This is a genomic window from Bradyrhizobium sp. Ken51 (assembly GCF_055807435.1).
In genome coordinates, this window is the sequence record NZ_JBVVPB010000026.1 from 1 (window position 1) to 21,355 (window position 21,355).

The following is a 21,355-nucleotide window of genomic DNA, read 5'->3' on the forward strand; positions in this document are numbered from 1 at the left end:
GCCTTAATCCTCTTTGTCCTGTTCACCCAATCTCCCTGGGGTTATGGGTCCCGGCCTTCGCCGGGACGACGCTGGTGGTCACGCCGCCGACTCCACCTCGTCCTCCACCCGGCTCTGCCGCAATGCCCGCGCATAAAGCATCATCCCTTCCCGCACCGTGCGCTGCTCGGCCTCCGTCAGCGCCGCGAGTGCGCCACTCACCTGCTGCCGTCCGAACGCGTGCAGCGCCTCCAGCGTGCGGCGGCCCTTCGCCGTCAGCGACAGCACCTTGCTGCGTGCGTCGGCGTCATCGGGCGTCTCCCGCAACTCGCCGCAGTCGATCAGCTTGCGCACCAGGCGGCTGACGCTCGATTTCTCCAGCCGCAGGAAATCGCTGAGCTCGCCCGAATTCATCGGCCCACGAATACCGATCTCCAGGATCGTATGCACGGCCGACGGCGGATAGTCCGATGCCGCCACGGTCGCATCCATGAAGCCGAGCTCGCGCACCATCAGGCGCGAGGCCGCGCGGATGTCGTCGATCAGCGAAAGCCCGGTCATGCTTGACTCTCCGCATATAGTTGTATCATACAACTATATGCGCGCAACGGCGCGCGCAAGCGTTTTGGAGCGAGCCATGTGCGGAACTTTGCCGGCGGGAGCGCGGATGAGGGGCAAGGTCTGCCTGGTGACGGGTGGCGGCAGCGGCATCGGCCGTGCCACGGCGTTGCGAATGGCGTCCGAAGGCGCGGAGGCGATTGTCCTGGCGGGCCGACGCGAAGCCGAGATCGACGCCACCGCCGCGGCGTGCCGCGAACTCGGTGCGGACGCCATCGCGATCAAGACCGATATCACGCGCGAGGACGACGTCGCACGCCTCGTTGCCACGGCGGTCGAGCGATGCGGCAGGCTCGACGTCGCCTTCAACAATGCCGGCTTCCAGGAGCGCCGCGCCCCGCTGGGGGAGCAGGGCATGGATGTCTATGACAGCGTGTTCGACACTAATGTCCGCGCGCTGTTCCTGTGCCTGCGCCATCAATTGCCGGTCATGCTCGCGAAAGGCCGCGGCAGCATCGTCGTCAACGCCTCCGTCAGCGGCGTGCGCAATCCCAATCCCGGGTTCTCGCTCTACTCGGCATCCAAAGCTGCGGCGATCTCGCTGACACGTTCGGCTGCGATGGAGAACGCGCCGCGCGGCATCCGCATCAACGCCATCGCCCCCGGCCGCGTCGTCACGGACATGATGCTGCGCGCCGGTGTCGGCGATGTCGCAACCGTCAGCGCGGGTTTGCCGCTGCGGCGGATGGGGAGCCCGGAGGAGGTGGCCGAGGCGGTGGTGTGGCTATCGTCCGACGCGTCGTCCTATGTCGTCGGGCATGTGCTGGCAGCCGATGGCGGATTCCTGGCGTCTTAGATTTGCGCGGCGGCATTGGCCAAAAACCTGGTGTCGTCCCGGCGAAGGCCGGGACCCATAACCTCAGGGAGACGTTTGGTGAAGATTGGTTGTTCGGGATTGGCGCCGCGCACAATCGATGAATTGCGCGCTATGGGTCCCGGCCTTCGCCGGGACGACGTCGTCAATGCTTCTGCCCGTACAACACCGGCACCGCCGAATCCACGATCACCTCGACGAGGCTCGTGCCTTCGTGCGCCATCCCGCGCTTGAGCGCCTCGCCCAGCTCCGCCGCCTTGCTCACCCGCACCGCATGGCAACCCATGCCTTCGGCGAGCCGGACGAAATCGATCCCCGGCAGTTCGAGTCCCGGCACATTCCTCACCTGCATCACCTGGCTGAACGAGCGCATCGCGCCGTAGCCGGAATTGTTGATGACGACGATGGTGAGCGGCAGCTTGCGCTGCGCGGCGGTCCACAGCGCCTGGATCGAATACATCGCCGAGCCGTCGCCGATCAGGCACACCGTGCGGCTGTTCGGCTTGCCCAACGCCATGCCGACCGCGGCCGGCAGCGAGTAACCGAGGCCGCCGCTCGCCATGGTGTAAAAACTGTCCTGACCGCGCATCGGCATGAACTTTTGCATCGCCGGTCGATGCGAGGGGATTTCCTCGACCAGCGACGCGCCTTCCGGCATCGCCTGCGACAGCGAATGCAGCAGGAATTCGACCGGCAGCGGATCGCCGGCTTGCGGGGCCGGCGGCAGCGTACGCCCCTCCGGTGCCGCGCGCTTGCTCTCGGGCAGGAGATCGAGCAGCGCCGTGAGCGCCGGCTTCATCGTCGCGATGATGCTGGTTCCGACCGGCGTCACCGCTGCGGCATCCGGGTCATCGGTGATCTGGAAAATCGTCGCGCCGCCGTCGAAGATCGCGGCGTGGCCTTCGACGTGGAAGGTGAACACCGGCGCGCCGATCACGATGACGAGGTCGTGCTCGCGCAGCGCGTCCGACAATTGCGCCGGCGAGGCATGCAGGAAGCCCGCGAACTGGGGATGACGTTCCGGGAACGAGCAGCGCGCCGAAAACGGGCTGACCCAGACACTGGCCCTGGCCTTCTCGGCCACGCGCACCATCAGGTCGACCGCGCCGGCGCGATCGACGCCGGGGCCGACGACGAGGGCAGGGTGTTTGGCCGAACCGAGCGCTGTGACCAGCGCCTTCATCGCATCAGCCTCGGGCCCGATCTCGCGGCTGACCTTGCGGGATTCGACAGGAGCTGCGGCATGCGCCCAGTCGTCGACCGGGATCGAGACGAAGGTCGGGCCGCATGGCGGCTGCATCGCGGTGTAATAGGCACGCGCGATCGCGGCCGGCACGTCCTCGGGCCGCGCCGGCTCCACGCTGTACTTCACATAGGGCCGCGGGAATTCGGACGCACGCTCCGCATACAGGAACGCCTGCAACGGGAGGATCGAGCGCGCTTGCTGGCCCGCGGTGATCACCAGCGGCGTCTGGTTGCGATGTGCGGTATAGATGTTGCCGAGCGCGTTGCCGACGCCGGCGGCCGAATGCAGATTGACGAAGCCGGCATTGCGCGTCGCCTGCGCATAACCATCGGCCATGCCGACCGCGGAGGCTTCCTGAAGCGCCAGCACGTAGTCGATATCGTCGGGCCAGTCGCTCAGGAACGGCAGCTCGGTCGAGCCTGGGTTGCCGAACACCTTCTTGATGCCGAAGGAGCGCAGCAGGTCGAGCGTCGCCTGCTTGACGGTGACGGATTTGCTGCCGCTCTTGCCGTTCTTCGCCATGGTTTCCGTCCCCGAATGCTTATTGTCGTGGCGTCATTCCGGGGCGATGCGAAGCATCGAACCCGGAATCTCGAGATTCCGGGTTCATCGCTGCGCGATGCCCCGGAATGACAAACCTACCACACCGCCGTCCCCTTCATCGTCGGCTGTCCCTCCGCGTTCGCGGTCCACAGCTCCATGCCGGCCTCGGTCTCGTTGGCGTTGATCGAGAACTCGCTACCCTCGAACAGCGGCTGCACCCCGCGATAGGTGAACTTCTTCGGCGCCTTGCCGCCGCGCAGCTTCGCCGCCATCTCGATGATGAACGTTGCCTGCAACGGGCCGTGGAAGATCAGGCCCGGATACCCCTCGACTTTGGTGACGTAGTCGCGGTCGTAATGGATGCGGTGGCCATTGAAGGTCAGCGCGGAATATCGAAACAGCAGCACGGGGTCGGAGACATGCGTTTCGCGATGCTGCGCCTTCGGCGGCGGAGGCGGGGCCTTTGCCGGCGCGGGCGTCGTCGTCATCTCGCGATAGACGATGTCCTGCCGCTCGCGGACGGCGATGCCGCGCGGCGAGGAGATGCTGTGCTCGACCGAGACGAAGCACAGCGTGCCGGTCGAGCCTGATTTCACCTGCACGTCCGCAATGCGCGAGGTTCGCGTCGATTCATCGCCGACGCGCAGCGGCTGCAGGAACTCGATCTCGCCGCCGGCCCACATCCGGCGCGGCAGCGGCACCGGCGGCAGGAAGCCGCCGCGGGTGGGGTGGCCGTCAGGGCCGAGCATCGACATCGGAAACACCGGCTGCGCCAGGCACCAATGCACCGTGAACGGCGCCGCATCGCCCGCCTTGGGCGCGCCGACCTCCTGGAACAGCGTCGCGCGCAGGCCCTTCACGAGCTGCGCCGTGACGGTGTCGGTTGCCTCTTCGCTGCGGCCGATCCACTGCCTGAGATGATCGATGTCGAGCTTCTCGGTCATGACGCCTCGCTCTTGTTATTTCCTGGATTGGGGATTTTCGCCGATCCCTGGCACCGCGCCATAGCTGCGCGTCTCGCCGATGATGATCGGCGCCGGCGCGGGATAGCTGACAGGCCCCTGCGGCGTGTCGACCTCGATGCGGCGCAGGTGCGGATGATTGGTGAGATCGGCCATGGTGTTGACCTCGGCAAAGGCGATGTCGGCGTCGGACAGCCGCTTCAATAGCTCGTCGCGCGTCATCCTGCCGAAGGCATCCGCGACCGTCTTGTCGGTGAAGTCGCGGTTGCGCACGCGCTCGACCATGTTCGCAACGCGCGGATCGGCGGGCAGGTCCGGCTGGTCCAGCACTTTTGCGCAAAGCGTCTTCCACTCGCGCTCGCTCTGGATCGAGATCAGAATGTCCTTGCCGTCGCTCGACGTGAACACGCCGTAGGGCGCGATCGAGGGATGGCGCAGCCCCATGCGTTTGGGCGGATTGCCGGCTTCCGAGTTGAGCAGCGGCACGGTGCACCAGTCCGCCATCACGTCGAACATGGAGATGCGGATGTCAGCGCCCTTGCCGGTGCGTCCGCGCCCGATCAGCGCCTCCAAAATCGCTGCATGCGCGGTGGCGCCGGTCGCGACGTCGACGATGGACATGCCGACCCGCGAGGCGCCGTCGGGATTGCCGGTGATCGAGGCCAGGCCGCTCTCGGCCTGGATCAAGAGATCATAGGCCTTGCGGTGCGCATAGGGGCCCTCGTCGCCATAGCCGGTGATCGTGCACGAGATCAGCCTGGGATAATCCTTCAGCAGCCGCTCGCGCGAAAAGCCGAGCTTGTCCATCGAGCCCGGCTTGAGGTTCTGGATCAGCACGTCGGCGCTCGCGATCAGTCTCTCGAGCTCGGCGCAGCCTTCCTTGGTGGCGAGATCGACCACCGCCGATTGCTTGCCGCGGTTCAGCCACACGAAGTAGCTGCTCTGGCCCTTGGCTGCCGCGTCATAGCCGCGGGCGAAATCGCCTTCCGGCCGCTCGATCTTGATGACCTCCGCGCCGGCATCCGCCAGCCGCGACGAGCAGAACGGTGCTGCCACCGCCTGCTCGACCGCAATCACCCTGATCCCGTCAAGAGCTCCCATGATGGCTGCCTCAGTACGAGCGGGGCATGCCGAGCACATGCTCGGCGATGAAGGACAGCACGAGATTGGTCGAGATCGGCGCCACCTGATAGAGCCGCGTCTCGCGGAATTTGCGCTCGACGTCGTATTCCTCGGCAAATCCAAAGCCGCCATGGGTCTGGACGCAGGCGTTGGCCGCTTCCCACGACGCATCGGCCGCCAGCATCTTGGCCATGTTGGCCTCCGCGCCGCAGTCGAGCCCGGCCTCGTATTTGCGCGTCGCTTCCTTCACCATCAGTTCGGCGGCGCGCATCGCAGCGTAGGCCTTGGCGATCGGAAACTGGACGCCTTGATTCTGGCCGATCGGCCGGCCGAAAACGCTGCGCTCCTTGGCGTAATTGGTGGCCTTCGCGATGAACCATTTGGCGTCGCCAACGCATTCGGCCGCGATCAGGATCCGTTCGGCATTCATGCCGGAGAGGATGTAGCGAAAGCCCTTGCCCTCTTCGCCGATCAGATTTTCCGCCGGCACCTTCATGTCGGTAAAGAACACTTCGGTGGTGGCGTGGTTCATCATGGTGCGGATCGGGCGGATCTCGAGGCCCTTGTCCTTGGCTTCGCGCATGTCGACGATGAACACCGAAAGTCCATCCGTGCGCTTCTTGACCTGGTCCTTCGGCGTGGTCCGCGCCAGCAGGAGCATCAGGTCGGAATGTTCGGCGCGGCTGGTCCAGATCTTCTGGCCGTTGACGATGTAGCCGGCGTTGCCGTCCTTGCGCGCAAAAGTCTTCAGCGAGGTGGTGTCGGTGCCGCTGGTCGGCTCGGTGACGCCGAAGGCCTGCAGCCGCAATTCGCCGCTCGCGACCTTCGGCAGATATTTTGCCTTTTGCTCGTCGTTGCCGTGCCGCAGCACGGTGCCCATCGTGTACATCTGGGCGTGGCAGCCGCCGCCGTTGCAGCCCGCGCGCTGGATCTCTTCGAGGATCGCGGCGGCCGCAGAAAGCTTCAGGCCGGCGCCGCCATACTCCTCGGGGATCAGCACCGAGAGATAACCGGCCTCGGTCAGCGCGTCGACGAAGGCCTTGGGGTAGGCCATCTCACGGTCGAGCTTGCGCCAGTATTCGCCGGGAAACTGCGCGCAGAGCTTTGCGACGGCTTCGCGGATATCGGCGTGATCTTCGGTGTGGTGTTCTTCACTCATGGGGTTTCCCGTATGTGCGGCAGTTAGGATAACGCCGGCCGATCCTCTGGCGTTGTGAAAACAATGCCAGCCCCCTATGCTCATTTGCTATAGCGTATGGAGTAGCCTTCCAGGATTGGCAAGCATGGATTTCCGTCAGCTCAGGACCTTCAGTTGCGTGGCGGAGCTCGGCAGCCTTTCCAAGGCGTCCGATACGTTGCGTGTGGCGCAGCCGGCGCTCTCCAGGCAGATCAAGCTGCTGGAACACGAGCTGCGCACCGAATTGTTCACTCGCAACGGCCGCGGCATGGTGCTCACGGATGCCGGCCGCCTCTTGCTGGCGCGCACCTCCGGCATCGTGCGGCAGATCGACCAGATCCGGGACGACATCCAGTCGTCCAAGGGGCCGCCGTCCGGCCAGGTCGTGCTTGGCCTGGTCCCGACCGTGAGCTGCGTGCTGTCGGCGCGCTTCGCGCGGCGCTGCGTCGAAAAGTTTCCCGGCATTTCGCTGCGCATCGTCGAGAGCTACAGCGGTCATCTCGTCGAATGGCTGCATCGCGGCGAGATGGATCTCGCCATCCTCTACGGCCGCTCCGCCGATCTGCATCTCAACGTGGAGAGCCTCGGTCGCGACAACATCGTCGCGGTGGGTCCACGCGGTTGTGGCTTGGCGCGCAAGAAGAGCGTCGATGTCGGCTGGCTGCTGCGGCAACGGCTGGTGCTGCCCAGTCATTCCCACGGCCTCCGTGCGCTGATTGAGCACGCGGCGGCGCAACGCAAGATCAAGCTCAACGTCCAGCTCGAGGCGGATTCGTTCCGCGTGCTCACGAGCCTCGTCGAGGAGGGCCTCGGCTTCGCGCTGCTGCCGCCCTCGTCGGTCCACGGCGAGGTCGCGGACAGGCGGCTGGAAACGGCCGTCGTCTCGAAGCCCATGACGCGCGAGCTCATATTCGCCTCTCCGATCGACCGCCCGGTCTCGACGGCCTCGGTTGCCGTCACCGCCCTCCTGCGCGAGGAGGTCGCCGCCTGCCGCAAGGACGGCGTGTGGGACATCAAGTTGAGTTAGATGTGCCGGTGTCGTAGAACAGTCGCGCGCGATCTCGCCTTCGCATCTGGCGCGACCTGTCATGCCGGAATTTTATAGCTGGGGTGATCTCACCGAGTTTGGCGCGCAAGTGCACCCAAAACCTCGTCATTGCGAGCGCAGCGAAGCAATCCAGGAATCCCTCCGCGGTGACAGTCTGGATTGCTTCGTCGCAAGAGCTCCTCGCAATGACGGAGGATGAGTCTACCCCGGAATCCTCACCGGCAGCGACTCGTATCCCTTGATGAAGCTCGAATAGATCCGCTTGGGCTCGCCGACCACCTCGATGCGGTCGAAGCGTTTCAGCATCTCTTCCCAGACGATCTTGAGCTGGAGCTCGGCGAGGCGCATGCCGACGCAGCGGTGGATGCCGAAGCCGAAGGAGAGGTGGGTGCGCGGCCGCGGGCGGTCGATGACGAACTCGTTCGGCCTCTCGAACATCTCCTCGTCGCGATTGCCGGAGACGTACCACATCACGACGCGGTCGCCCTTCTTGATGTGTTTGCCGCCAACTTCAGTGTCCTGCAGCGCGGTGCGCCGCATATGCGCGAGCGGGGTCTGCCAGCGGATCACTTCGGGCACCATGGAATCGATCAGTTCCGGGTTGGCGCGCAGCCTGTCGTACTGCTCCGGGTTCTCGTTCAATGCCAGCACCGAGCCGGTCATGGTGTTGCGCGTGGTGTCGTTGCCGCCGACGATGAGCAGGATGATGTTGCCCATGAGATTGTCGGGATCCATGAACCGCGTGGCGTCGTTGTGCGCCATCAGCGACAGCAGATCGTTGCGTGGCGCGGAATTGACGCGCTCGTTCCAGAGCTTGGACATGTAAGCGTAGCATTCGTCCATCTCGCGGCGGCGCTCTTCGGCGGAAGCAACGATGCCGCTCTTGGGCAGCGCGGTCGCGACATCGGACCAGCGCGTCAACTTGCGTCGTTCCTCCCAGGGGAAGTCGAACAGGGTGGCCAGCATCTGCGTCGTCAACTCGATCGAGACGCGCTCGACGAAATTGAAGGTCTCGTTGCGCGGCAGATTGTCGAGCACGGTCTGCGAGCGCTGGCGGATCAGTTTTGCCAGCTCGTCCAGATGCGTCGGCGTGAACATCGGCGACACCGTCTTGCGCTGCGACGAATGACGCGGCTGGTCCATGGCGATGAAGCTCGGCCAATCATAGCCTTCCGGCACGTCGCGGATTCCGATGCCGCCGAGCGTCGAGTCGGAGGAGAACAGGCCGTGGTTGGTGTCGACATGCATGATGTCGTTGTACTTCACCACCGACCAATACGGCTCGATCGGCGCGTTGGTGCAGTAATGGACCGGCTCTTCCTTGCGCAGCCGTTCGAACCACGGCCACAGGGTGTCGTCCTGGAACAGTCTCGGCGCGCCCGGGTGGAACTGCGCCAGCGGTGTCGCATAGGCCTCTTCGCGAGCCCTGCGCATGCGTTCGGCCTTGTCCACTTTAACCGGCGCTTGAATGTTCATGGTGGTTGCTCCAGTTGCTTGCTTAACCTCTCCCGCGTACAGGAGAGGGGGCGCAGCTTCCTTGTGGACGTGTCGAACTCATCTTTGCGAATCTAAGCCGCAATCTTCACCGGCAAGGTTTCAAGACCCTTCACGAAACTCGAATAGACCCGCTTGGGTTCGCCGACCACCTCGATATGGTCGAATCGCTTGAGGATCTCTTCCCAGATAATCTTGAGCTGGAGTTCGGCAAGCCGCAGGCCGACGCAGCGGTGGATGCCGAAGCCGAATGAGAGATGCGTGCGCGGCCGCGCGCGGTCAATGATGAATTCGTAGGGCTTTTCGATCGCGTCGGCGTCGCGGTTGCCCGAAACGTACCACATCACGACCTTGTCACCTTTCTTGATCTGCTTGCCGCGGAACTCGAAGTCCGCAAGCGCGGTGCGCCGCATATGGGCCAGCGGCGTCTGCCAGCGGATCACTTCCGGCACGAAGCTGTCGAGCAGCGCGGGGTTGTCGCGCAGCTTGCGATATTGCTCCGGATGCTGGCTCAGTGCGTCGAGCGAGCCGGACATGGTGTTGCGGGTGGTGTCGTTGCCGCCGACGATCAGAAGGATCAGATTGCCGAGGAAGTTCTTCGCGTCCATGTCGCGCGTCGCGGCACCATGTGCCATCATCGACAACAGGTCGCTCTTCGGCGGCTGCGCGATGCGCTCCTTCCACAGCCGCGTGAAATAGCCCGCGCATTCCGTCAGCTCGGCCTGACGCTCGTCTTCGGTGGCGACGAGGCCGTCGGGTCCGGGAATGGTGGTCGCGATGTCCGACCAGCGCGTCAACTTGCGGCGGTCCTCCCAGGGGAAGTCGAACAGCACGGCGAGCATCTGCGTGGTGAGCTCGATCGAGACGCGGTCGACCCAGTCGAACACCTCGCCACGCGGCAGATTGTCCAGGCACTCCGCCGAGCGCTGGCGGATGCTCAGCGCGAGATTGTCCAGATGCGTCGGCGTGAACATCGGCGCCACGGTCTTGCGCTGCGCCGCGTGGCGCGGCGGGTCCATCGAGATAAAGCTCTCGCGGCGCAGATCCGGATCGATGTCGCGGATGGTGATGCCGCCGAGCGAGGAGGCCGAGGAGAACACCGAATGATTGGTCTCGATCTCCATGATGTCGTTGTAGCGCGTCACCGACCAATACGGCCCGAACATCGAGTCCTTGCAATAGTGCACGGGATCTTCGCGGCGCAGGCGATCGAAATAGGGCCAGAACGTATCGGTCCTGAACAGCTCGGGGTCGCCTGGATCGAACTGCTCCAGCGGCAGTGACGTTGCGCGTGCGCGTAACGCGTCGAGCTTCGCCGCGCTTTCGATGGTCCCATGCATGACCGCTCTCCCTGACATGAACCGCGCGTTCTCGTTGAATTCTGCGCCGCGGTATTTGGTTTGCAATTACAACCCGTTGTCTGCGCCGGAGCAAGGGCGAGTTTTGCCAAGATCTCGCCGGTAGCCCGGATGGAGCGTAAGCGTAATTCGGGATTCGGGCGGCCACTGCCGCTGTCCCGGATTGCGCTTCGCTCCATCCGGGCTACGCGACATTCGCGAACGTGATCTCGCGCACGCCCTCGGCCGCGGAATCGTGCCAGAAATCGACCCGAATCGAGCCAAATCGAACCCGCCCATCTTGGGCATCGACTAATCTCTGATCTATAGTTTGATCGAACCAGATCCGCATCCCGAGGTTGCCGCCGTGAACGACATGCAATGGGCCCCCATCGGCTCCGAACCCTTACCTCCGCCGCTGCCGCCCACGCGGGTCGATTTCACCGGCAACCGCACCGAGTTTCGCAAATTGGTCACCAAGGGTGCCCTGCTCGAACTCGTCACCTTCGGCTTCTACCGGTTCTGGCTCGTCACCGACATCCGCCGTCATCTCTGGGCGAACACTGCGGTCGACGGCGATGCCGCCGAATATACCGGGCGGGCCAGGGAGCTTCTGGTCGGCTTCCTGTTCGCGCTCGCGATCCTGGTGCCGATCTACCTCGCTTACTTCCTTGTCGGCATCGAGTTCGAGCGCTGGCAGGGCTTTGCCTCCACGCCGCTGTTCATCAGCTTCTACGCCTTCGGTCAGTTCGCGATCTTTCGCGCGCGGCGCTATCGCCTGACGCGCACGGTCTGGCGCGGCGTGCGGTTCTGGATGGACGGATCGGGCTGGGCCTATTCGTTCCGCGCCATGCTGTGGGGCTTGCTGGTGTTTCTGACGCTTGGGCTCGCATTGCCGTGGCGCGAGGCTTCGCTCGAACGCTACAAGATGCGGCACACCCATTACGGCGATTTGCGCGGCGATTTCGAAGCCGACGGCTGGACGTTCTTCAAGCGGGGCTGGTGGCTGTGGCTGCTGAGCCCGATCGCGCTCGTCATTTTCCCCCTCGCTCCGTTCGTCTACGCCGAGTTCAAGGCGCGCGAATGGCGCTGGTGGCTCGACGGCATTCGCATCGGCGGCGTCAGCCTGTCCTCGGAGTTGCCGCACAACGCATTTTACGGCCTGTACTGGAAGGTGGTCGGCTGGTGGCTGCTGCTCTCGACCATTTTCGGCTTCTATATTGGCGGTGCCACCATGCTCGTCGTCCAGCTGAGCGGCGTTCCGGCCGACGAAGTCTTCGGCCCCGGAAATGCCTCCAGAAGCATCCCGATGCTGGTGATGATGGTCATCGGCTACTTCGCCGTCGCCCTTGCGGTCAACATCGTCATGCGGGTCTATCTTCAGCGCGATCTCTGGGCCAAGGTGCTGGAAACCGTCGAGGTGCACAACATTGCCGCCGCCGCGGATGTGCGCGGCAGCGCCGAGCTTGCCAGCGCGCTGGGCGAAGGCTTTGCCGATGGACTCGATGTCGCGGGATTCTGAGCTGTGAGTGACGTATTCGCCGAGGCCCCGGCGCAGTCCGCGAAGCCGACGATCTTCTTCGATGGCGTGTCGAGCCGCAGACGGCAGGTGACGCTGACGCTCAGCGACGCGCTCGAGATCGTCGAAGAGGGCGGGACGTCCGTTCGCTGGGCCTATGCCGACATCCGCCGCGCCGACAGCCCGCCCGGCATTTTGCGGCTCGCCTGCGCTTCCGCGCCGCCGCTGGCGCGGCTGGAAATCCGCGACGCTCTGCTCGCCTCAGACGTGACCGCCCGCTGCATGCGGCTCGACGAGCACCAGACTTCGCGCCGCGGCGTCGCAAAAATCGTCGGCTGGTCGATGGCTGCCGCCGTCTCCATCGTCTGCGTCGTGCTGTTCGGCGTGCCGCTCGCTGCCGACCGCCTCGCGCCGCTAGTGCCGAAACCGATCGAGCGGCGCATCGGCGATGCGTCGGAGGTTCAGGTGAAGACGATCTTCGGCCGCAATGTGTGCGAGGACGCGGCGGGGAAGGCGGCGTTCATCAAACTCGTCAATCGGCTGCGCGATGCTGCCGGCCTCGACGACGATTCCATGACCGCCGGCGTGCTGCCGACCCCGGTGCCGAACGCGTTCGCGCTGCCGGGCGGCAAGGTCTTCGTGCTCAAGGGTCTGATCGACAAGGCCGAAAGCGCGGACGAGCTCGCCGGCATCCTCGCCCACGAGCTCGGTCATCTCAAGCATTACGACAACATGCGCGGCCTGATCTACAACGGCGGCACCTCGTTCCTGATCGGCCTGTTGTTCGGCGACGTCACCGGGTCGAGCGCCGTGATCTTCGCCTCGCGCAGCGTGGTCGAGGCCTCCTATTCCCGCGAAGCCGAGACCGCTGCGGATACGTTCGCCATCGAGATCATGCATAAGCTCGGCCGTTCGCCGAAGCCCGCGGCCGAGCTGATGTTCCGCATCACCGGCAAGGAAGGCGGCGGCCTCACGTCGATCCTGGCGAGCCATCCGCTAACCGAGGACCGCCTCGCCCGCATGACGAAAGAAGACCGCCCCGCCAGCGGCCCGCCGCTGCTGACCGATGCGGAGTGGCGGTCACTGAAGGGGATCTGCGGCAGCGGCAAGATCTGAATCTCTCGCCGCCCCGCGTTGGCCCCGCGCCAAATCATCCGACGGCGAGGAACGATCCGTCGGAGTGTGGTTATCCCCCGATAGACAGCGGGAATGTTCCTCATGGCTTACGGTCGTTTCGTCACGATGATCGCGGTTTCCACCGTGATCATGTTCGGTCTGATGTATCTCAACACCTTCGCTCTGGATCACGTCTGGTACAGCCAGACCCGGACGTGGATGGCGTTGCTGATGGGCGCGGTCATGGCCGCTGTGATGCTCGCTTTCATGTGGGGCATGTACAGGAACCGTACGGCGAACCTCGCCATTCTGGCCGCCAGCGCCGTCGTGTTTGCGGTTTCGCTCTGGCTCGTTCGAAGCCAACAGACCGTGACCGATGTTGCCTATATGGAGGCGATGATCCCGCATCATTCCATCGCGGTTCTCACCAGCGAGCGCGCGCACATCAGAGATCCCCGCGTCCGCAAGCTGGCCGACGACATCATCGAAGCCCAGGTGCGCGAGATCGGCGAGATGGAACGGTTGATCGCCGACCTCAAGGAGAAGCCCGCGCCCGCGGACGCGAAGGATCTGCCGCCGCGGCCGCCGACCTGAAGCGGCCCTCGTATCACTTTGCCGGGGCGGCCGGATTGGTCGAGCCCGTGGTGACGCTCGGCGCGTTGGTCGGGCTGGTGGTGGTCGTCTGGGGACCGACATCGCGTCCATTGTAGAAGAAGACGGCTGCGACCACGGCGATCACGAAGATCGCGCCGATCGCCCAGCCCACCGGGCTGTTGCGGCGTGCTCTGTCTGCCCTGCGCTGGTCATCCTGATAGGTCATCATGCTCTCCATCGTAGAGCAGGAAAACCTTGTGCGAGCGAAGCTGTTCCTAATGTGACGCGGTTTGCAGGCCGGCGCCTATCTCGTCCCGTAGGCGCGGTCGCCCGCGTCGCCGAGGCCCGGCAAAATGAAACCGTTCTCGTCGAGACCTTCGTCGACCGCGGCCGTCCAGATCGGGACGTCCGGATGCAGTCCGCGCAGCCGTTCGAGTCCTTCGGGGGCAGCGATCAGGCAGGCGAGGCGAATATCCTTGGCGCCGCGCTCCTTCAGCCGGTCGATCGCGGCCACGGCGGTGTTGGCGGTCGCAACCACCGGCGTCACCACGATGGCCAGGCGTTCGCCGAGGTCGGACGGCGATTTGAAGAAATACTCGACCGCTGCAAAGCTGTGCGGCTCACGATAGAGCCCGATATGCGCGACGCGCGCTGTCGGCACCAGGTCCATCATGCCGTCGACGAAGGTCGTGCCCGCGCGCAGCATCGGTACGAAGACCAGCTTCTTGCCCGCGATCTTGGCCGAATGCATCGTCGCCAGCGGCGTTTCGATAACGGTATCGGCGAGTGGCAGGTCGCGCGTCACCTCGTAGCACAGCAGCATGCCGATCTCCTTGATCAGCTCCCGAAACGATTTGGTCGAGATCGATTTGTCCCGCACCAGGGTCAGCTTGTGCTGCACCAGCGGATGATCGACGATCGTGACGCCTTGCATGACGGGATGCTCCTGAAATTGATCGATGCGCAATGCGACGCGTTTGGATTACGCGTTAGAAAACCGTGCCGTCGCTGATCACCTTGAGCGGCGGCGAACCATCGGGGCGGCGCGCGAAGGCGATGGCGCGGCCCGCGGCCCAGGTGCCGCCTTCGAGAATGCTGGCGAGCGGCAATGTCTCAGGCGTGCGGCCGAGCTTTGCACGGACCAGTTCGGCCAGCTGGTCCAGCAGCGCCACCGTCAGCGCGCGCCACTCGACGACGAGCAGTGAGTCCACCGGATGCGCACATTCGGCGTCGGCGGCGTCGCGCAGGCGCAACACCTCGTGATCGACGAACAGGCCGCCATTGCGATATTCGGCAAGCCCGGTCAGGCCATCGATGTCGGTGACGTCAATTCCGGCGCGCTGCAGCGGCTCGATCAGCGAATAGCTCAGCCATTGCGACAGCTTGTGCAGGGGCACGAGGCCCGCGGTCGCGTCGTCGGCCTTGATCGCCGGATGGCGCCAGCAATCGCCGAGCGGAATCCCGGCAAGCTCAAGCCGCGACGGCCAGATTGGTCCGAGCTGGTTCAGCACCGCCGAGAGGATTGCGGGCGCGGGAACCGCGCCGCCCTTCGCCTGCGCCGCAATGTAATCGAACAGCCCGCCCGGCCGCGGCGTGTCGTGCGCGCCGAACACGTCCCCGCGCTCCGCCACCAGCTTGCCCAAGCGCCGCAGCAGATCGGTCCGCCCCTCGAGCCCGAGCAGCGGATTGGTATCGCTCACCTGAAAGGCGGAGGTGAGGGAGGCGAGGGGCAGTTTAGCAAGGATGTCCGCATCGGCCCTGAACGGCGCGCCGGCATCGCGGGAAAAAAGACCGGTCGCGAACATGTCGAGACTTGCAATCGCGAGTCCCTCGGATCGGCCGATGCTTTGTCCCGTCACGGCGTCGCGGTATCGCCACGACGCACCCGCGCCGGCATCGAGCAGCACGCTGACAATGGCAAGGTCGAACTCCGCGCGCGCCCGCGCGGCGCGATCCGGCCACGGGGCCGCGTCCGCGAGCCGCGCCCAGCGGTCGACGCCGCCAAGCACGAAATGGCGCCAGCGCGCATGGAAGGGAATCTCCAGCGTCGGATAGGCTTTTCGCGTGACAGCCAACACGGCATCGGCAACGGTGTCCATGCGATCGAGATCGATCGTGAAATGCGTCAGCCCGCCGTTCAAGCCGATCTCGAACATCTCGCCGGCACGCGCGCGAACCGCTGCTGCGCTGAGCAGCGAACGGGCCTGCAATTCCAAAGCCTCTGCCATCAATCGATCAGTATTTTTCCAGCGAACGCCCGACCACGCCGTCGACGTCCTTCTCCGGCGCGATGTCGGTGGAGTAATAGCCGGCGGCCTTCTTCGCGGCGATCTCGACATAGGCGTCGGCGGGAATGAGCTCGGGCGGGATCGGCACGCGCTCGACGATGTCGATGCCCTGCGAGGTCAACGCGTCATGCTTCATGTCGCTCATCGAGAGGAAGCGGTCGATGCGCTTCAGGCCGAGCCAGTGGATGGTATCGGGCATCAATTGCTGGAAGCGCGCGTCCTGGACGCCGGCGACGCATTCGGTGCGCTCGAAATAGGCGGCGGCCGCGTCGCCGTCCTCCTGGCGCTTGCGCGCGTTGTAGACCAGGAATTTCGTGACCTCGCCGAGCGCGCGGCCTTCTTTGCGATTGTAGATCACGAGCCCGAGCCCGCCCTCCTGCGCGCCGCGCGCGGACTCCTCGATGCCGTGAATGAGGTAGGGCCGGCAGGTGCAGATGTCGGAGCCGAACACGTCGGAGCCGTTGCACTCGTCATGCACGCGGCAGGTGATCTTGGTGCGATGGTCCGGCAGTTTTGTCACATCGCCGAACATATACACGGTGGTGCCGCCGATCGGCGGCAGGAACACCTTCATGTCCGGCCGGGTCACCAGTTCGGGGAACATGCCGGCGGTCTGCTCGAACAGCGTGCGCCGCAGCTCGGTCTCGTTGGTCGCGAAGCGTTCCGCAAGGCCCGGCAGATACCAGACCGGATCGATCGCGATCTTCACCACCGACACGCTGCCATTGGCATGCACGACGTCGCCGTCGGCGCGTAGGCGCTTGGCGGCGAGCGCCTCGCGGATCTCCGGCAGGTCCAGTCGCGCACGCGTCACCGCGATGCTCGGCCTGATGTCGGAACCCTCGGCGATCTCCTTGCCGAAATTCTCGGCGACGAGATGCCCCCAGGGATCGAGTGCGACGATTTTTGCGGGATCGCTCCATTGCGGGAACGGCCCGATGGTCGCGGCCGGAAAGGTGTTGGTGAGATCGGGCCTACGGATCGGATCGAGCGCGCCGGCGGACACCGCGAGCGCGCGGTACATCGCATAGGACCCGCCATGGCTGCCGATCACGTTGCGATCCCCGGCGCGCGACACCGTGCCGATGATCGGCCCGCGGGCCCGTGCGTCGGCGGCGCCCCAGTGGATCGGGAAGGCCGCCTTCCGGCCCGGCTCCGGATGGGAGGTGAGGCGGATGTGGTCGGTACGGTTCGCTCGGCTCATGACCAAACTCCCAAAAAGCCAACGGCCCGCCGCTCGGACGGGCCTGGCTCTGCGGCGTTGCCGGTGCGGTCACCGGCGACGCAATCCAACATATTGTAGCGGCCAGCCACGACAGACAAGTTAATCGTGCTGCACAGGGCAGGCGGCTCGCGGCCAAATCCCCGTCATCACCGAGCCGGCAGGGGCTGCGTGAGAGCCACGCCACCACACTGGCCGACCTCGATGAAATCGCTGTAAGGCGATGAAGTAATTATGTTTTTCGTGCTTTCAAGGGGCGGTGCACGGCTTGCGTGGCGGGCGTCGAGTTTCCGGACAAAACGTGTCATCAAACCAAACGTACAGATCGCCTTTGCCCGATCGCCTGCCTCATCGTCTTCCCTGGAGACCGCCATGCCCGCCGCCGCCTACATCGATCCCCGCAACGGACAGCTCTATCCGCTCGACCAGCCGCGCTGGTGCTCGGACGAGCGCACGCCGCTGCTGGTGACGCCGGGGGAAGGGATGTCGCGGGAGGAGATCGAGCCGCGCACGCGATCGCTCTGGCGCTACCGGGCGGCGCTGCCGGTCGAGATCAAGACTCCGATCACGCTCGGCGAAGGCTGCACGCCGCTGGTCCAGCAGGCCTGGGGCGAGCTGCGCCCGTTCTTCAAGCTTGAATGGTTCAACCCCACCGGCAGCTTCAAGGACCGCGGCTCCGCCGTGATGCTGTCCTTTCTTCGGCAGATCGGCGTCGAGGCCATTCTGGAGGACTCGTCGGGCAATGGCGGCTCGTCGATGGCGGGGTTAGGTGCCGCCGGCGGCATGCGCGTGAAGATTCTCGCGCCTGCATCGACGTCGCCGGCCAAGATCGCGCAGGTCCGCGCCTATGGCGCGGCGGTGCAGCTGGTCGAGGGCCCGCGCGAGGAATCGGAGGCCGAGGCCATCCGGCAGTCCAGCCAGACCTTCTACGCCAGCCACAACTGGCAGCCGTTTTTTCTCGAAGGCACCAAGTCGCTCGCCTACGAGATCTGGGAAGATCTCGGCTTTCGCGCCCCCGACAACGTCATCGTCCCCGTCGGCGCCGGAAGCTCTCTGCTCGGTTGCGCCTTTGGTTTCCGTGAGCTGTTGAAAGCCGGCCAGATCACCAAGCTGCCGCGCCTGTTTGCGGCGCAGCCGCTCAATTGCTCGCCGATCGATGCAAGCTTCAAGGCGGGCGTCGACACGCCTGTCGTCCGCGAGGTCAACAAGACCATCGCCGAAGGCACTGCGATCAAGCATCCGCTGCGCCTGCGCGAGATCATCGGCGCGTTGCGTGAGAGCGGCGGCGGCACCATCGCGCTCACCGAGGATGAGATCGTCGCCGCGCTGCGGCGTCTGGCGCGGCAGGGCCTGTTCGCCGAGCCGACCAGCGCAAGTGCTGCCGCCGCGCTGGACAAACTATCCGCCACCGGTGCCATCAGGGCGAACGAGACCACGGTTGCGGTCCTCACCGGCACCGGCCTCAAGGCCGCGACCATCGTTGCCGATCTGGTGCAATAGGACCGCGAGGAGGCGAAGCCGTCGCCGTCATGGGCCCGCGTTGAACCTTTGGTATCCGTCGTCAGCCTCATGGAAACTGACCTCGAGCGAAGGGAGAGTTCCATGACCGCGCAAGACCCGTTTGCTGGTTTCAAGGCAGTCCAGAAGGAAGCCTGGTCGCTGTTCACGCCGATGGAGGTGTTCACGACGCCCTCGGCCGCCAAGCTCGTGAGTTTCGCCGGGGTCGCGACCGGCCAAAGGCTGCTCGACGTCGGCTGCGGCACCGGCGTCGCCGCGATCACGGCGGCGCGCCGCGGAGCGAAGGTCAGGGGTCTCGACCTATCGCCTGTCCTGGTCGAGCGCGCCCGCGAGCACGCGCAGCTGGCGAACCTCGATCTCGACTTCACCGAAGGTGACGCCGAAAGCCTGCCCTACGGCGACAACGAGTTCGACGTCGTGCTCAGCCAGTTCGGCCACATGTTCGCGCCGCGCCCCGAGGTCGCCATCGGCGAGATGCTGCGCGTGCTGAAGCCCGGCGGCACCATCGCCTTCTCCACCTGGCCGCCGCATCTCTATGTCGGGCGGATGTTCGCGTTGATCGGCCGCCATCTGCCGCCGCCCGAGGGCGTGGCATCACCGGTGTCGTGGGGCGATCCGAAGATCGTCGCCGAACGTCTCGCGGGGAAAGTGAAGGACATCGCCTTCGACATGGACATCATGACACCGTCCGCACTCAGCCCGCAGCATTTCCGCCGCACCATGGAAACGACGATCGGGCCTTTGATCAAGCTCGTCGCCCAGTACAAGGACGAGCCGGACAAGCTGCGGAGTTTTCGCAGTGAGTTCGAGGCGCTGATCTCCGAATATTTCGATGGAAGCAACAACGTGATGCGCCAGCAATTCCTGATGTCGAAGGCGAGGAAGGTGTGAGGCGGCGTTGACAGTGACTTCCCTTCTCCTCTTGCGGGAGAAGGTGGAAGTTCTCTACTCCTTCAGTTCGTTCACCCGCTTCACCCAGATGCGCACATCTGTGAGCACGTCGGGCAGCACCGCCTTGACCTCATGTATGGTCATGCCGGCCTTGATGCGGGGATCGTAGAGCAGGTTGAGGATGTACTGGTCGTAGACGTCGAAATAGCCCATCGAGACGTTGTCGTTGAACATGGTCCAGGGCACGCTCGCGGTGTCGTTGATCGGGCCGAGCGATTGCAGCAGCTCCTCATAGGCGCAGTCGAGAAAGGTGAAATCGCCGTTGTCCACGGTGAGGATGACGTCGGAATGCTCGATCTCGAAATTGTCGTTCTTGCGAAAGCCGGACAGGCATTGCGGATCGAGCGAGGTGCGGATCTCGCGGGCCTTCTCCGCACCGTAAAAGCTCGAGATGGTGCGGAACAGATCGCGGTCGCGCACGAGCTTCACCCGCACATTTGCAGCCTCGCTGCTGTCGATCATGGCGATGTCGAGATGCTGCACGCGCTTGCCGATGTCGGCCACGACCTTTGCGAGCTGCGCCTTGCGGTCGGCGCGGTCGCTCTCGGCGAACACGCGCACCGGTCCGTCGAACTTGCGGATGCGGTCGACACGGCCGGCGAGGTGGTATTCGGCGCCGAACGCCGTCTTGAGAAAGCCATCGACGATCTCGCCGTCGGTAAAGCTCTTCTTCTCGGCGCGCTGGCGCGAGGCGATCGCAGGCAATTCGCCCGCGACGGCGATGGTAGCGGTGTCAGGGGCAAACGCGACGGTGGCGAGCGCCAGCAGGGCGATGCGATAGCCGGACGAAGAAGGGGCCGATGCGCTCATTGCCGGGTGACGCTGCCGTATTCGGAAGCGACGCACAAGGCCGCATATTTACCAGCCCTGCGGGTTCCTGCCGGAATTCGAGCGCCTCTGCGTGGGGTGGGCAAAGCGAAGCGTGCCCACCATAGTAATCCAGTTTGCCGACACGTGGTGGGCACGGCGCAAGTGCGCCTTTGCCCACCCTACGGAATCCTGCGCGGCGCTAGTTGTTCAGCACGACCACGGTGGTGCCGACCCCGACGCGGCCGTAGAGGTCGCTGACGTCGTCGTTGGTCATGCGGAAGCAGCCCGAGGACACCGCCTGGCCGATCGTCTCCGGCTCGTTGGAGCCGTGGATGCGGTAGAGCGTCGAGCCCAGATACATCGCGCGCGCGCCGAGCGGATTCTCGACGCCGCCCTTCATGTGACGCGGCAGGTCCGGCCGGCGGGCCAGCATCTGCGACGGCGGCGTCCAATCCGGCCATTCCTTCTTGGCGGTGATCCTGTGCACGCCGCCCCAGCGGAAGCCATCGCGGCCGACGCCGATGCCGTAGCGCAGGGCCTGGCCGTTCTGGAGCACCAGGTAGAGCCGGCGCTCCGAGGTGTTCACCACGATCGTGCCGGGGGCGTAATTGCCGTTATACATGACGGTGGTGCGGGGGACCGGGCTCGAGCCGCCGCGGAAGAAGTTCGGGCCGCCGCCCATGATGTCGCGCGAGTCGAACTCCTCGGCGAAGGCACCGCCGGCGGTAGCCGACAGCAGTGCGATGGCGGCAAGCGGCGCGGCAAAATACCGGATCATAGTTCCCCCAGCAAAAAATCGATTCAACTGCAGTCACAGGCCATATTTGCGAGCTTTCCGCAAGCCACGCCACCGTGAGGGAGGCATCCTTAATGAATGGCGTTACCAAATCGGCAACCATGCCAATTTGCCGGAAAGCATTAGCCAAACGGGCGCATCGCAGGGCGGCGATGCCGGCTATTGCTTTGACGAGACGAGCGAACAATGATTGATCGGACG

At 64.9% G+C, this 21,355-nt stretch carries 20 protein-coding genes; 7 read left to right on the plus strand and 13 right to left on the minus strand.

Features of this window, described 5'->3' with window-relative positions; all coding sequences use genetic code 11:
* Positions 1-78 precede the first annotated feature (78 nt).
* Positions 79-540 (minus strand): MarR family winged helix-turn-helix transcriptional regulator, encoded by a 462-nt coding sequence (locus AC0L27_RS31395; protein WP_354207996.1) that lies wholly within the window; start codon positions 538-540, stop codon positions 79-81.
* A 76-nt stretch (positions 541-616) separates the two neighbouring features.
* On the opposite strand from AC0L27_RS31395, the gene AC0L27_RS31400 reads away from it, so the two are divergent.
* Positions 617-1,393, plus strand: a complete 777-nt coding sequence (locus AC0L27_RS31400; protein ID WP_354207994.1) for an SDR family NAD(P)-dependent oxidoreductase — start codon at positions 617-619, stop codon at positions 1,391-1,393.
* 163 nt (positions 1,394-1,556) lie between these two features.
* Here the strand turns inward: AC0L27_RS31400 and mdlC are convergent, their stop codons facing one another.
* The 4 genes from mdlC to AC0L27_RS31420 form a co-directional block, all read right to left on the minus strand.
* Entirely contained in the window at positions 1,557-3,179 is a 1,623-nt protein-coding gene (mdlC, locus tag AC0L27_RS31405) for a benzoylformate decarboxylase (protein WP_354207992.1), read from the minus strand.
* A gap of 116 nt (positions 3,180-3,295) precedes the next feature.
* Positions 3,296-4,144 carry an HTD2 family dehydratase gene (locus tag AC0L27_RS31410; protein WP_354207990.1) on the minus strand — a complete coding sequence of 283 codons (849 nt, stop codon included), beginning with the start codon at positions 4,142-4,144 and terminating at the stop codon, positions 3,296-3,298.
* A gap of 15 nt (positions 4,145-4,159) precedes the next feature.
* The gene (locus AC0L27_RS31415) at positions 4,160-5,263 is read right to left on the minus strand and encodes a CaiB/BaiF CoA transferase family protein (RefSeq protein ID WP_354061818.1); all 1,104 of its coding nucleotides are present in this window, start codon (positions 5,261-5,263) and stop codon (positions 4,160-4,162) included.
* A gap of 10 nt (positions 5,264-5,273) precedes the next feature.
* On the minus strand, positions 5,274-6,443 hold the full coding sequence (locus tag AC0L27_RS31420) for an acyl-CoA dehydrogenase family protein (protein WP_354207988.1): 1,170 nt from the start codon (positions 6,441-6,443) through the stop codon (positions 5,274-5,276).
* Between the two features lie 124 nt (positions 6,444-6,567).
* Between AC0L27_RS31420 and AC0L27_RS31425 the strand changes: the two genes are divergently transcribed.
* Positions 6,568-7,488, plus strand: coding sequence for a LysR substrate-binding domain-containing protein (locus AC0L27_RS31425; RefSeq protein ID WP_354207986.1), 921 nt, complete (start codon positions 6,568-6,570; stop codon positions 7,486-7,488).
* 222 nt (positions 7,489-7,710) lie between these two features.
* Here AC0L27_RS31425 and AC0L27_RS31430 read toward each other — a convergent pair whose 3' ends face one another.
* The gene (locus AC0L27_RS31430; protein WP_354207984.1) at positions 7,711-8,985 is read right to left on the minus strand and encodes a cytochrome P450; all 1,275 of its coding nucleotides are present in this window, start codon (positions 8,983-8,985) and stop codon (positions 7,711-7,713) included.
* 92 nt (positions 8,986-9,077) lie between these two features.
* Positions 9,078-10,343 (minus strand): cytochrome P450, encoded by a 1,266-nt coding sequence (locus AC0L27_RS31435; protein ID WP_354207982.1) that lies wholly within the window; start codon positions 10,341-10,343, stop codon positions 9,078-9,080.
* Between the two features lie 364 nt (positions 10,344-10,707).
* Here AC0L27_RS31435 and AC0L27_RS31440 point away from each other — a divergent pair, with 364 nt between their 5' ends.
* From AC0L27_RS31440 to AC0L27_RS31450, 3 genes are all read left to right on the plus strand, one after another.
* Complete coding sequence (locus AC0L27_RS31440) at positions 10,708-11,862, plus strand: YjgN family protein (protein WP_354062028.1); 1,155 nt, start codon at positions 10,708-10,710, stop codon at positions 11,860-11,862.
* Positions 11,863-11,865: 3 nt separating this feature from the next.
* Complete coding sequence (locus tag AC0L27_RS31445) at positions 11,866-12,975, plus strand: M48 family metallopeptidase (RefSeq protein WP_354207979.1); 1,110 nt, start codon at positions 11,866-11,868, stop codon at positions 12,973-12,975.
* A gap of 102 nt (positions 12,976-13,077) precedes the next feature.
* Complete coding sequence (locus AC0L27_RS31450; RefSeq protein ID WP_354207977.1) at positions 13,078-13,569, plus strand: DUF305 domain-containing protein; 492 nt, start codon at positions 13,078-13,080, stop codon at positions 13,567-13,569.
* Positions 13,570-13,582: 13 nt separating this feature from the next.
* Here AC0L27_RS31450 and AC0L27_RS31455 read toward each other — a convergent pair whose 3' ends face one another.
* The 4 genes from AC0L27_RS31455 to AC0L27_RS31470 all read right to left on the minus strand — a co-directional run bounded on the left by AC0L27_RS31455 (position 13,583) and on the right by AC0L27_RS31470 (position 17,061).
* Positions 13,583-13,798 (minus strand): hypothetical protein, encoded by a 216-nt coding sequence (locus tag AC0L27_RS31455; protein WP_473321545.1) that lies wholly within the window; start codon positions 13,796-13,798, stop codon positions 13,583-13,585.
* Between the two features lie 75 nt (positions 13,799-13,873).
* The gene (gene upp / locus AC0L27_RS31460) at positions 13,874-14,503 is read right to left on the minus strand and encodes a uracil phosphoribosyltransferase (RefSeq protein WP_027520210.1); all 630 of its coding nucleotides are present in this window, start codon (positions 14,501-14,503) and stop codon (positions 13,874-13,876) included.
* Between the two features lie 55 nt (positions 14,504-14,558).
* Positions 14,559-15,797: a URC4/urg3 family protein gene (locus AC0L27_RS31465; RefSeq protein WP_354207973.1), complete on the minus strand. Its 1,239-nt coding sequence runs from the start codon at positions 15,795-15,797 to the stop codon at positions 14,559-14,561.
* A gap of 7 nt (positions 15,798-15,804) precedes the next feature.
* Positions 15,805-17,061, minus strand: coding sequence for a GTP cyclohydrolase II (locus tag AC0L27_RS31470; RefSeq protein ID WP_275173652.1), 1,257 nt, complete (start codon positions 17,059-17,061; stop codon positions 15,805-15,807).
* A gap of 390 nt (positions 17,062-17,451) precedes the next feature.
* On the opposite strand from AC0L27_RS31470, the gene AC0L27_RS31475 reads away from it, so the two are divergent.
* The gene (locus tag AC0L27_RS31475; protein WP_354207970.1) at positions 17,452-18,579 is read left to right on the plus strand and encodes a threonine synthase; all 1,128 of its coding nucleotides are present in this window, start codon (positions 17,452-17,454) and stop codon (positions 18,577-18,579) included.
* 102 nt (positions 18,580-18,681) lie between these two features.
* On the plus strand, positions 18,682-19,488 hold the full coding sequence (locus AC0L27_RS31480) for a class I SAM-dependent methyltransferase (RefSeq protein WP_354255092.1): 807 nt from the start codon (positions 18,682-18,684) through the stop codon (positions 19,486-19,488).
* A 54-nt stretch (positions 19,489-19,542) separates the two neighbouring features.
* On the opposite strand, the gene AC0L27_RS31485 is transcribed toward AC0L27_RS31480, so the two are convergent.
* The gene (locus AC0L27_RS31485) at positions 19,543-20,358 is read right to left on the minus strand and encodes a DUF2927 domain-containing protein (RefSeq protein ID WP_354207966.1); all 816 of its coding nucleotides are present in this window, start codon (positions 20,356-20,358) and stop codon (positions 19,543-19,545) included.
* A 199-nt stretch (positions 20,359-20,557) separates the two neighbouring features.
* Entirely contained in the window at positions 20,558-21,136 is a 579-nt protein-coding gene (locus AC0L27_RS31490; RefSeq protein ID WP_354207964.1) for a L,D-transpeptidase, read from the minus strand.
* Positions 21,137-21,355: the final 219 nt, after the last annotated feature.